The organism is Nocardia kruczakiae NBRC 101016 (assembly GCF_001612965.1).
GTDB classification, from domain to species: Bacteria; Actinomycetota; Actinomycetes; order Mycobacteriales; family Mycobacteriaceae; genus Nocardia; species Nocardia kruczakiae.
Map to the genome: position 1 here is coordinate 63,760 of NZ_BDBL01000046.1, position 11,225 is coordinate 74,984.

Consider the following 11,225-nt stretch of genomic DNA (forward strand, 5'->3'; position numbering starts at 1 on the left):
CCCGACCCCGGTTCCGAGTGAGGGGACGACGGCTGTGCGGCGCTGGTTCGACGACGCGATTCTCGCGGAGGGACGCCTGCCGTTGCTGTGCTTCCTGCTCGGCTTCATCGTCGGATTCCTGCTGATCCGGCTCAGTGTGCGGATGATTCGCAAGCAGGTGCGCTGGTGGCCCGGCAACCTGCGCGCCGGCAACGTGCACATCCACCACATGGTGTTCGGGGTGGTGCTGGTGCTGACGTCGGGGTTGGGCATGGTCGCGACCTACAACAGCGGGGTCGGCACCATCTCCGCGCTCGCCTCGACGTTCGGTGTCGGCGCGGCCCTGGTGCTCGACGAATTCGCGCTGATCTATTACCTGCGCGACGTGTACTGGGAGGAGCAGGGGCGCACGTCGGTCGATGCGGTGTTCGTCGCGGTGGCGGTGACGGGATTGCTGTTGCTCGGCTTCCATCCGCTGTGGTTGCTCGACGTCAACGACATCCGGCACGACGGCAGCGTCGCGGGGCGCAGCTTCCTCGGCGTCTTCGCGCTGGTGAATCTGGTGCTGGCCGCGATCGTCATCGCCAAGGGCAAGATCTGGACCGGATTGTTCGGCATGTTCTTCCTGCCGTTGCTGGTCGTGGGCGCCCTGCGGCTGAGCCGGCCGGGCGCGCCGTGGGCGCGCTGGCGCTACGGCGAACGCCGCCGCCTGATGTACCGCGCGGTCGTGCGCGAACGCCGGTACCGGCGCCCGGTGATCCGGGCCAAGATCTTCGTCCAGGATCTGGTCGCCGGTAAGCCCGATGTCGCCCACGTCCGCAGCGCCGCCGAGGAAGAGTTGGCGCGGACCGTGGTCCCCGCTCCGCCCGCCCATCTGCGAACCAGGGCCATGCGGGCCTCGATGCACGAGGGGCCGCCCCGGACGAACTCGGCCGACACGTCGCCACCTGCGGATACGTCGCGACCGGCCGATGCGGACGGCCTGACCGCGGCCCACCCCCGGCATTCCGGACAATGACGCCCGGGCCGTGCGGACTGCGGGGGCGATTTTTCGTGCAGCGGCCTGATCTGGCACAATGCTCAGGTTGCTCTGGGCGAATTCGGCCCGGCGCACCGCCCATTATCCGGAGCACGAACCGGCCGAGCAGTTGCCGCCAGGTTCCTCTGTTCACGCGAACTTCCAAAGGACGGAAATGAACACCCTCGACTTCGTCGACGAAAAGTCGCTGCGCACCGATATCCCGGACTTCCGCCCGGGTGACACGGTGAACGTGCACGTGAAGGTTATCGAAGGTAACAAGGAGCGCATCCAGGTCTTCAAGGGTGCGGTCATCCGCCGCCAGGGCGGCGGCATCCGCGAGACCTTCACCGTGCGCAAGGTGTCGTTCGGCGTGGGTGTCGAGCGCACCTTCCCGGTACACAGCCCCAACATCGACCACATCGATGTGGTGACCCGCGGTGACGTCCGCCGGGCCAAGCTGTACTACCTGCGCGATCTGCGCGGCAAGGCCGCCAAGATCAAGGAGAAGCGCTGAACATCAGGGCTCTGCCCGTTCACGTCTGCCCCCGGTCCTCGCGACCGGGGGTTTTCCTTTTTCCGGCCGGGATGTGCCCGAGATGCCCGCCTTCCCGGCGCGCGGGGTGCGCCGGGGCGACGACGAACATGGCTGCGGGATAACCTGTTCGGCGTGGCAGACGAAAGCGAGTCGGTGGCGGTGCCCGGAGCCGATGACAACCGTGCCGGTGGCGAACGCAAGGGCGAGTCCGCATCGCGCAGCCGGCGGGGCAGGCGCAAGCGCAAGCAGCGACCCTTCTGGCAGGAACTGCCGATCCTGATCGTCATCGCCGCCGTGATCGCGGCGCTGGTGGTGAATTTCATCGGCCGGCCCTATGTGATCCCGTCACAGTCGATGGAACCGACCCTGCACGGCTGCGCCGGCTGCACGGGCGACCGGATCTACGTCGAGAAGCTGAGCTACGACTTCGGCGATCCCAAGCCCGGCGACGTCGTGGTCTTCGTCGGCCCGAGCGGCTCCTGGAACAAGTCCTACCACTCCAACCGCTCCAGCAATGTCGCCGTACGCGGCGTGCAGAACTTCTTCTCGTTCTTCGGCCTGGTGCCGCCGGACGAGAACGACCTGGTCAAGCGCGTGATCGCGACCGGCGGTCAAACCGTGCAGTGCTGCGATGCGCAGGGCCGGGTGATGGTCGACGGCAAACCGCTCGACGAGCCCTACGCGCACTACATCTACCCCTATCAGCCGGGGCTGGCCTATGCGACCAAGGTGGCCGGCGGGCTGTCGATCGACCCGCGGGGTCGCGAATTCGGGCCGGTCAAGGTGCCCGACGGCAATCTGTGGGTGATGGGTGACAACCGCAACGAATCCGCGGATTCGCGCGCCCATGTCGACGACGAGTACTCCGGCACCGTCCCGATCGACGCTGTGCGCGGTAAAGCGGTGTTCAAGATCTGGCCGCCGAACCGGATAGGCCCGGTCAAGTCGCAGAATCCGCAGACGAACTGAGGCGCGCGGCGCGAGATAATCGAGTCACGGGATAGTCGAACGGTAGGTGCAGTGGCGGAGACATCGCGACGCACGACGCGCAATGGTAAGGGCGGCAAGATCATCCGGCCGGTGGTTCGCACAGGAGATTGGCCGCCGCGAGTGGTGATGCGGCGGGCCGGTGGCCTGCGCACGCTGGAAGCGGCGCTGATCCGCAGCGGTCTCGGTCCCGTCGCGGGTGTCGACGAGGCCGGTCGGGGATGCTGCGCCGGCCCGCTCGTGGTCGCGGCCTGCCTGCTCGCGCCCAAGGCCTACGATTCCCTTGCGGGACTGGATGATTCGAAGAAGCTGACCGAGGCCGTGCGCGAGCAGCTGTATCCGGTGATCGTGCGCCGGGCGCTGGCCTGGAAGGTCGTGGTGATCCCCGCCTGGGAGATCGACGCGATCGGCATCCACGTCGCCAATATCGAGGGCATGCGCCGGGCCGTGGCGGGTCTGGAGGTGCGGCCCGGGTACGTACTCACCGACGGCTTCCGGGTGCCGGGTATCAGCGTTCCGTCGCTGCCGGTGATCGGCGGTGACGCGGCGGCGGCGTGTATCGCCGCGGCCAGCATTCTGGCCAAGGTCACCCGCGACCGGATCATGGTCGAGATGGACCGTGACCTGCCCGGATACGGTTTCGCCGCGCACAAGGGCTACAACACGCCCGAACATCTGGCGGCGCTGGAGCGGCTGGGGCCCAGCGACGAACACCGCCGGTCGTGGCGCAATGTGCGGGGCACCGAGGCCGGGGAGACCGGGCGGGTGGCTGCCGATCCGGCCCATGCGGGATGATGTGACCTACAGCGTTCGTGGCGATAGAGGAGGATATTCCACCCGATGAGCAAGCGGAGCGAGGCATGAGCGCCGAGGACCTCGAGAAGTACGAAACCGAGATGGAACTCTCGCTGTATCGCGAGTACAAGGACATCGTCGGTCAATTCTCGTACGTCGTCGAGACCGAACGCCGCTTCTATCTGGCCAATTCAGTCGAATTGCGCCCGCAGAACGCCGACGGTGAAGTGTATTTCGAAGTGCGGATGTCGGATGCGTGGGTCTGGGACATGTATCGGCCCGCCCGCTTCGTCAAACACGTCCGCGTGATCACGTTCAAGGATGTGAACATCGAGGAACTGGAGAAGCCGGACCTGCGCCTGCCCGAATAGCGCGCAGGCCGCGAGAACCGTCCCACCTGGGGTGATCGGTCGACGGCACCACCGTTGATCCCCAGCCCCGGGTTCATCCACAGACTTTCTGTTTCCGCAGGTGAGGCCCGCAGTCCGCGATCACGCCGACGGCATCCTGAGCGGGTGGCACACAATCTGGCGCTCGGCGCCCACGGAGAAGAACTGGCCGCGCAGTTCCTGCAGGGGGCCGGGATGCGGATCGTCGAACGAAACTGGCGGTGTCGCTACGGCGAACTGGACCTCATCGTCCGGGAGTCCGACACCACCGCCTTCGTCGAGGTCAAGACGCGTTCCGGGCTGGGGTTCGGCACACCGGCCGAGTCGGTGACCTTCGCCAAACAGCAGCGCATCCGGCGGCTGGCGCTACTGTGGCTGGCCGAACAGAGCGGACCGTGGCGGCGGGTCCGCTTCGATGTGGTGTCGGTCCTGCTGCTGCCGGGCCGGGACCCGCAGATCGAGCACGTCCGGGCGGCCTTCTGATGGCGCTGGGACGCGCGCATTCGGTGGCTGTGACCGGGGTGGACGGGCAACTCGTGGAGATCGAGGCCGATATCGGGCAGGGGTTGCCGTCGGTCCATCTGGTCGGGCGCCCGGACACCACATTGCAGGAATCGCGGGACCGGGTCCGGGCCGCGGTGGCGAACTCGGGAGAGAAGTGGCCCGACGGGCGTGTGATTCTCGCCCTGTCGCCCGCGACGCTGCCGAAAGTCGGCAGCGTGTACGACCTGGCATTGGCCGCGGCCGTACTGCACGCCGGTGATTCGGTGCCCGGCGCGAAGCTCGCCGGTACGGTCCTGCTCGGCGAACTGGCCCTCGACGGCCGGGTGCGGCGGGTGCGCGGCATTCTCCCCGCCGTCCTGGCGGCGCGGACCGCCGGCCGCCGGACCGTCGTGGTGCCCGAGTCGGTGCTCGGTGAGGCCGGACTCGTGGACGGCATCACCGTGCTCGGTGCGCCGACACTGCGGGCGCTCATCGACTGGCTGCGCGGTGACGGCGAACTGTCGGCGCCGGACGGCAACTACACCGCCCCTCGGCGAAGTATCGGCGATCTCAACGAGGTGGTCGGGCAGGACGAGGCGCGCTGGGCGTTGGAGGTGGCCGCGGCCGGCGGCCATCATCTGTTGTTGACCGGGCCGCCCGGCATCGGCAAAACGATGTTGGCGCAACGACTTCCGGGGCTGCTTCCGGCGCTGACGGAATCGGAGTCGCTGGAAGTCACCGCCATCCATTCGGTGGCCGGGACGTTGTCCGACGATCATCCGCTCATCACGACGGCGCCGTTCGTGGCTCCGCACCATTCGACATCGGTGTCGGCGATGGTCGGCGGCGGTTCCGGATCCGCGCGTCCGGGGGCCGTCAGCCGGGCCCACCGCGGTGTCCTCTTCCTCGACGAATGTGCCGAGATCGGCACCAAGGTGCTGGAGGCGTTGCGCACTCCGCTGGAGGAGGGCGAGGTTCGCATCGCCCGCCGCGACGGCGTGGCCCGATATCCGGCACGCTTCCAGCTCATCCTGGCGGCGAACCCCTGCCCGTGTGCTCCCGCCCGCGACGTCGACTGCATCTGTGCGCCGCTGGCCCGCCGCAGATATCTGGGCAAACTGTCGGGGCCGCTGATGGATCGCATCGACATCTGGGTCCAGATGCACGCGCACGCCGCCGGAACGTTCACCCCGTCCGACGCCGAATCCAGTGTCGTCGTGCGGGAACGGGTCGAGCTGGCGCGGCAGGTCGCGGCGCGCCGCTGGTCCGAGTACGGGTGGACCGTCAACGCCGAGGTGCCGGGCCATGTCCTGCGCCAGCGCTTCCGCTTGCCGGCCGATGCGCTGGCACCGGTGGAGAACGCACTGCGGCAGGGCCGGATGTCCGCACGCGGTGCGGACCGGGCGATCCGAGTCGCCTGGACCGTCTGCGACCTACGCGGAGGAGAGGTGCCGTCGGCGCAGGATGTCTTGCAGGCGTTGAACTTTCGGCAACGCGGCGTGTCCTGAGTAGATTTCGCCGGGCTTCGGCGCCCATCCTCGGGGCGTGGGCGTGGGCGTGGGCGTGGGCGTGGGCGTGGGCGTGGGCGTGGGCGTGGGCGTGGGCGTGGGTGCCGTGGGGCGCGTGAGGCGCGGGGCATGAGGCGTCGTGGGGCGCGGGAGGTGTGAGGCGTGAGGCGTCTTGGGGCACGTGAGGTGTGAGGCGTGGGGACGGGGTGACCGAATGCGTAGTAAGGGAGGGAACAGATGATTCGCAGATCGATGGGCCGCGCGGGAATGGGGATCGCCGAACGCGTTCGGAGTCGGGATCGAGCGGACCGGCACGGTCTTTTTCGCAGGGAGGGGGATGACATGACCGCGACGCCGGGCTGTCGATTTCCGCGCCACCACCAGCACGTGTGCCGCGTCGCCGGCGAGACGGAGGTGTCGCGGTGACCGGTCACGGTGTCGGCGTGGACGGCGACTCGGGTGGCGTCACATCGCTGGTGACCGTCGACGCGGACGAACAGCGGCTGGCGTGGGTCTATCTGTCTCGCGTGGTGGAGGGGCCGTGTCCGGCGTTGTCGGCGCTGATCGCGCGCGTCGGCGTGGTGGAGGCGGCGCGTGCGGTGCGTGAATGCGATCTGCCCGAATCGCTGCGTGGTCCGACCGAACGCCGGCGCGACGTCGACCGTGCCGAACGCGATCTCGAGCTGATGGCGCGCATCGGTGGACGAGTGATCACTCCCGACGACCAGGAGTGGCCGCAGTGGCGCCTGCTGGGCCTGACCCAGCTCGACCCGGCCCGCGACGCCGACGCCGCGGTGCCGCTGGTGCTGTGGGCCCGCGGCCCGTTGTCGTTGCAGCAGTACACCGAACAGGCCCTCGCCGTGGTGGGCGCTCGCTGCTCCTCCGGATACGGCGAACAGGTCACCGCCGAACTCGCGGGTGAACTGGCCGCACACGGTTGGACGATCGTGTCCGGAGCCGCATTCGGCATCGACGGGATGGCCCATCGCGCGGCCCTGGCCGTCGGCGGCCCCACCATCGCTGTGCTGGCGTGCGGTGTCGACCGCCCCTATCCCGCTCAGCACGAACGCCTGCTGGCCGAGATCGCCGAAACGGGTGTGGTGGTGAGCGAATACCCGCCCGGCGCCGCCGCTCTCAAACACCGGTTCCTGGCGCGGAACCGTTTGATCGCGGCCCTGTCCGACGGAGTGCTGGTGGTCGAGGCGGGTATGCGCAGCGGTGCGCGCAATACCGCGAAATGGGCTCGGCGCCTGGGCCGTCCGGCCCTCGCGGTGCCGGGGCCGATCACCGCCGCGGCGTCCGTCGGCTGCCACCGCATGATCCGCGACCGGGAAGCGATCCTCGTCACTCGCGTCGACGAGATCCACGACGAGGTCGGGCCCCTGCGACTGTCGTTGCCCACGGGTACCGGAGTCGGGCCGGATCTCGCCGGCGACCAGGCGACCGTCTTCGCCGAACTGCCGGTGGCCGGTTCGCGCCTGCCGAAACAGATCGCCGACGAGTGCGGTTTCACCATCCACGCGGTGCGCGCCGCATTGGTCGCCCTCGAGGTCGCCGGGCTGGTCGGGTCGGACAGTTCGGGCTGGTTCCGCACCGTGCGAAAGGGGGCGTAACAGGTTCTGCGGGTGTGCTGTCGGCGCGGGGGCTTGCGTGCGGGGCGGCCGCCGGTGAACGTGAAGAAATGGACGGATTACCGGGCGATCTCGCGGATCTGCTCGAGCAGTACGAACGGCACCTGCTACTCGGACGCAACCGGTCCGCGCACACGGTGCGGGCCTATCTCGGGGATGCGCGATCGCTGCTGGAACATCTGTGTGCCCGCTCGCCCGACGCCGCGGTGGGAGAAATCGATCTGCCGCTGTTGCGTTCGTGGCTGGCCGAACAGTCGGCCGGTGGCGCCGCCCGAACCACCATGGCGCGGCGTGCCTCGGCCGCACGGACGTTCACCGCCTGGCTGACGCATACCGGCCGCCTCACGGCCGATCCCGGCCCCCGGCTGGGCTCGGCCCGCGCGCACCGGGTCCTGCCCGCCGTCCTGGCCAAGGACCAGGCCGACGCCGCCATGAACGCCGCGGAATCCGGTGCGGCGCAGCGCGACCCGATGGCCCTGCGGGATCGGCTCGTCGTGGAGATGCTGTACGCCACCGGTGTCCGGGTCAGCGAGCTGTGTGGACTCGACATCGACGACGTCGACCGGGGCAGGAGGCTGGTCCGGGTCTTGGGCAAGGGCAACAAGGAGCGCTCGGTACCGTTCGGCCTGCCCGCCGACCGGGCACTGGAGAATTGGCTGAACTTCGGCCGCCCGCACCTGGCCACTGCCGAATCCGGGCGCGCGCTGCTGCTCGGCCGGCGCGGCCGCCGACTGAACCAGCGCCAAGCCAGAACTGTTGTGCACGAGGTTGTTTCGGCGGTACCCGGGGCGCCGGACCTGGGCCCGCACGGCTTGCGTCACACCGCCGCCACCCATCTGCTGGAAGGGGGAGCCGACCTGCGCGTTGTCCAGGAACTGCTCGGCCACGCCAGTATGGCGACCACCCAGCTCTACACCCACGTCTCGATCGAACGCCTGAAACGTGTGCACGACCAGGCCCACCCCCGCGCCTGAGCAGCGGCCGCGGCCGCGGCCGCGGATTCTGGGCCACACTCGAAGGTGCCGATCCGGGTGGCATGAAGGACCGGCCCGCGCTGCACATGGTGCGCAGCGCCGAACGCCACGGAGGCCTGCGACCGGGTGCGCATATCGTCGAATCATCCAGCGGCACTCTGGGATGGGGGCCCGCGCTGGGCGTGGATGCGGTGCGACGGACGCCCGCAGGTCGCGACAATGGTGCGGTTGGGCTGCTGAGCGTGAAACACGTTGGTGTGCCCGACGGTTCGAATACTCGGCACGGGGAGTTGGCGCGATGTCGGGGTGCTGTCCGGCGTCGGGCGCGCTATGACCCGTGCTCGGCGGACGGGGAAGCCGGGCCGAGGTGCGTGTGGCACAGCAAGATCGTGCATCCGGCGTTCGTGAGTCCGCCGCCTGACACCCCGGACGATGCGTGGGCGTACGACATCTGGGCCGACCTACGGAGCGAGACGGTCTGGGACGGGTTCGTCGCCGCCTATGGGCCGATCATGTCGTCGCCTACGGCCTCGCGTCGGCTAGGGGCGGATGGCGTCGATATAGCGGCCGGCGATGAAGTGCTGGATCGCGCGGACGACGGGGCCGCCGAGTTTCGTGTACCAGGTGGCGGGACGGGAGAAGGCGGCCACCACGCCGTAGACGGTCTCGTCGGCGGGGTCGTACTCCACCGCGAAGAGTTCCTCGCCGATTTCCGGGTGCCCCGGCAGGGTGCCGTAGGCGAAGCCGCGGCGGGTCGGTTCGTCGACCACGTAGATGATTCGGCAGGGTGCCGTGATGCCGAGACCGGCGAAGCCCAGCCGCACCGTCAGGGCTGTTCCCGGTTCGGCGACCGGGGTATCGGCGTGCTGGAAGATGCCGGTGCCACGCTGCATGCGGTAGGCCAGGATCTGATCGCCGGCGGATTCGAACAGCGCTCGCCCGCTGCCGATGCGGCGGCGCAGGCGGAAGTGGTGATAGCCGGGCGGGAATTCTCCGGCGGTCGCCCCGACTTCCGGATAGGTGAACGGCTCGGCGGCCGCGGAATTCGCCATACCCCATCCTCGCTCGCGGCGGGAGTGACGCACCAGGGATACCGGAGCGACGTAGCACACTAGAAGTTATCGTCGATATACTCCGAGCTATCGGAGATAAGTCGTGCTACGCTGCCTTAGGTAACCCTAATATCGGAGGTATCGCACTGTGGCTCGTACCCGCACCAAACTGTCCTTCGAGGTCAGGCGCACCCGACGACTGACCGACCACCTGATCCGGGTGTACCTGGGCGGTCCCGGGTTCGCCGGATTCCAGCCCAACGGATTCACCGACGCCTACGTCAAACTGCTGTTCCCCGGCCCCGACGGCGAGACGATGCGCACCTACACCGTGAGCGCCGTCGATGCCGAGGCCGAAGAGATCGCCATCGACTTCGTCTACCACGGTGACGAGGGGGTCGCGGGGCCGTGGGCCGCAGCGGCTCGGCCGGGCGACTCCATCGAACTCTTCGGGCCGGGCGGCGCGTATTCCCCCAAACCCGAGGCGGATTGGCATCTGCTCGCCGGCGACGAGGCCGCCCTGCCCGCCATCGCCGCCGCATGTGCCGCCATGCCGTCCGATGCCGTCGGCCGGGTGTTCATCGAAATCGCCGGTCCCGCCGACGAATTGGATGTCCCGCGCCCCGCGGCGGTCGAACTCGAGTGGGTCCATCGCGGAGATCGCGCCCCGGGCGAAGCGCTCGCCGCCGCCGTCCGTGCCGAGCCCTGGCGCGAGGGCCGCGTGCACGTCTTCATCCATGGTGAGGCCGACAGAATCATGCACGATCTGCGGCGCTATATCCGCACCGAACGCGGGGTGCCCGCCGATTGGGCCTCGATCTCCGGATACTGGCGGCGCGGGCGCACCGAGGAGGGCTTCCGGCAGTGGAAGCGTGAACTGTCCGACCAGGAATCCGGCGCCGCCGAGGCCGTTCGCTAGACCGGCGCGGGCCGCCGGGGTCCGGTGAGTGTCCGAGGGCCCCGCGGGTCGCACCGGCAGCAGGCGCACGGGGGCGTGTCGCACGAGGACCAGCGGGTCGAGGTAGTCGCGGCCGCGGCGCAGACCCCAATGCAGGCAGACGCCGGGGCAGCCCGCATGTCCGGATTGCAGCGTCCCCAGCGCCGAACCGCGCTCGACTCGGCGGCCGACCGGCACATTCGCTCGCACCGGCTCGTAGGTCGTGCGCAGTCCGCCCGGATGGTCCACCGAGACGACCGGTTTACCGCCTACCTCACCGGCGAACACCACGATTCCGGCGCCGGCGGCGAGTACCGACTGTCCGGCGGCGCCCGCGAGATCGACTCCGCGATGGCCCGGGAGCCAATTCTGCGGCGGTTTGTCGAACCCGCGCACGACGGCGGGACGCGGCTGCAGCGGCCAGCCGAATCCGGTCGCGGGCGTGGCGTTCGCCGTGGTGGCGCCGCAGTTCACGGCCACCATCGCCGCCCCCAGGAGAAGTGCCGACATCCAGCGCATGCGTCCCACCCTCGCCGGAACCGAGGGACATGGAAAGATCGGTTTCGGCGTGTGTGGACAACTCGGAAGCATGTGAACAGGGCGTGTTCCTGGCAGGACGTTGTGTCGGTTCCCGGGTCCGCTGGGCTCGCCCCGTGGAAGGGCAGGTCGATGATCGTGTGTCGTGATGTCGCCGACTCGATCGCGGCCGCATCGTTCGCCGGGACGATGCGACCGGTGGAAAGGCAAGTGGCCGTTCCTGATTCGGCCCCCGCCCCTTGCTCGCCCGGAGCCCGTAGCCGGTCCGGCTCATGAGTGCCGAAACGCCCGAGCCCGCCGAATCCGCACCACCGGACCCGAGCGGCCGCGGTGCCGGCCCGTCCGCCGCGCGTGATGTCGAGCCGTCGCCTGCACCCGCGGCCGAGTCGTCGCCCGC

12 protein-coding genes and 2 pseudogenes are annotated in these 11,225 nt (G+C 69.2%); 12 read left to right on the plus strand and 2 right to left on the minus strand.

Annotated elements, in window-relative coordinates:
- Nucleotides 1-34 precede the first annotated feature (34 nt).
- The 10 genes and pseudogenes from NK1_RS27695 to NK1_RS35870 all read left to right on the plus strand — a co-directional run.
- The gene (locus NK1_RS27695; protein ID WP_084461642.1) at nt 35-997 is read left to right on the plus strand and encodes a hypothetical protein; all 963 of its coding nucleotides are present in this window, start codon (nt 35-37) and stop codon (nt 995-997) included.
- A 175-nt stretch (nt 998-1,172) separates the two neighbouring features.
- Nucleotides 1,173-1,514, plus strand: a complete 342-nt coding sequence (gene rplS / locus NK1_RS27700) for a 50S ribosomal protein L19 (RefSeq protein WP_030513071.1) — start codon at nt 1,173-1,175, stop codon at nt 1,512-1,514.
- 153 nt (nt 1,515-1,667) lie between these two features.
- Nucleotides 1,668-2,504 carry a signal peptidase I gene (gene lepB, locus NK1_RS27705; RefSeq protein ID WP_036503658.1) on the plus strand — a complete coding sequence of 279 codons (837 nt, stop codon included), beginning with the start codon at nt 1,668-1,670 and terminating at the stop codon, nt 2,502-2,504.
- A gap of 111 nt (nt 2,505-2,615) precedes the next feature.
- A complete protein-coding gene (locus tag NK1_RS27710; protein WP_281032286.1) occupies nt 2,616-3,317 on the plus strand; it encodes a ribonuclease HII in 702 nt (233 codons plus the stop codon).
- Nucleotides 3,318-3,382: 65 nt separating this feature from the next.
- Nucleotides 3,383-3,688 (plus strand): DUF2469 domain-containing protein, encoded by a 306-nt coding sequence (locus NK1_RS27715; RefSeq protein ID WP_011210678.1) that lies wholly within the window; start codon nt 3,383-3,385, stop codon nt 3,686-3,688.
- Nucleotides 3,689-3,832: 144 nt separating this feature from the next.
- Complete coding sequence (locus NK1_RS27720; RefSeq protein ID WP_039779810.1) at nt 3,833-4,189, plus strand: YraN family protein; 357 nt, start codon at nt 3,833-3,835, stop codon at nt 4,187-4,189.
- Nucleotides 4,189-5,697, plus strand: coding sequence for a YifB family Mg chelatase-like AAA ATPase (locus tag NK1_RS27725; RefSeq protein WP_063013382.1), 1,509 nt, complete (start codon nt 4,189-4,191; stop codon nt 5,695-5,697). The genes NK1_RS27720 and NK1_RS27725 overlap by 1 nt, the downstream gene beginning before the upstream one ends.
- 476 nt (nt 5,698-6,173) lie before the next feature.
- A complete protein-coding gene (gene dprA / locus NK1_RS27730; protein ID WP_063013423.1) occupies nt 6,174-7,310 on the plus strand; it encodes a DNA-processing protein DprA in 1,137 nt (378 codons plus the stop codon).
- Between the two features lie 68 nt (nt 7,311-7,378).
- Nucleotides 7,379-8,302 (plus strand): tyrosine recombinase XerC, encoded by a 924-nt coding sequence (locus tag NK1_RS27735; protein ID WP_063013384.1) that lies wholly within the window; start codon nt 7,379-7,381, stop codon nt 8,300-8,302.
- Between the two features lie 17 nt (nt 8,303-8,319).
- Nucleotides 8,320-8,481: pseudogene (locus NK1_RS35870) on the plus strand (pyridoxal-5'-phosphate-dependent protein subunit beta); the annotation flags it as partial.
- A 360-nt stretch (nt 8,482-8,841) separates the two neighbouring features.
- Here NK1_RS35870 and NK1_RS27740 read toward each other — a convergent pair.
- Nucleotides 8,842-9,354 carry a DUF1990 domain-containing protein gene (locus NK1_RS27740; protein WP_063013425.1) on the minus strand — a complete coding sequence of 171 codons (513 nt, stop codon included), beginning with the start codon at nt 9,352-9,354 and terminating at the stop codon, nt 8,842-8,844.
- A gap of 148 nt (nt 9,355-9,502) precedes the next feature.
- Here NK1_RS27740 and NK1_RS27745 point away from each other — a divergent pair, with 148 nt between their 5' ends.
- Entirely contained in the window at nt 9,503-10,273 is a 771-nt protein-coding gene (locus tag NK1_RS27745; RefSeq protein ID WP_063013386.1) for a siderophore-interacting protein, read from the plus strand.
- Nucleotides 10,274-10,324: 51 nt separating this feature from the next.
- On the opposite strand, the pseudogene NK1_RS34025 reads toward NK1_RS27745, so the two are convergent.
- A pseudogene (locus NK1_RS34025) lies at nt 10,325-10,774 on the minus strand (M23 family metallopeptidase); the annotation flags it as partial.
- Between NK1_RS34025 and NK1_RS35875 the strand changes: the two are divergent.
- Nucleotides 10,671-10,886 (plus strand): hypothetical protein, encoded by a 216-nt coding sequence (locus NK1_RS35875; RefSeq protein WP_063013388.1) that lies wholly within the window; start codon nt 10,671-10,673, stop codon nt 10,884-10,886. The pseudogene NK1_RS34025 and the gene NK1_RS35875 overlap by 104 nt on opposite strands.
- Nucleotides 10,887-11,225 lie beyond the last annotated feature (339 nt).

Coding starts and splice junctions, on each gene's coding strand:
- NK1_RS27715 (WP_011210678.1), top strand. CDS start 3,383: ATGAGCGCCGAGGACCTCGAGAAGTACGAAACCGAGATGGAACTCTCG.
- NK1_RS27735 (WP_063013384.1), top strand. CDS start 7,379: ATGGACGGATTACCGGGCGATCTCGCGGATCTGCTCGAGCAGTACGAA.
- rplS (WP_030513071.1), top strand. CDS start 1,173: ATGAACACCCTCGACTTCGTCGACGAAAAGTCGCTGCGCACCGATATC.
- NK1_RS27740 (WP_063013425.1), bottom strand. CDS start 9,354: ATGGCGAATTCCGCGGCCGCCGAGCCGTTCACCTATCCGGAAGTCGGG.
- NK1_RS27725 (WP_063013382.1), top strand. CDS start 4,189: ATGGCGCTGGGACGCGCGCATTCGGTGGCTGTGACCGGGGTGGACGGG.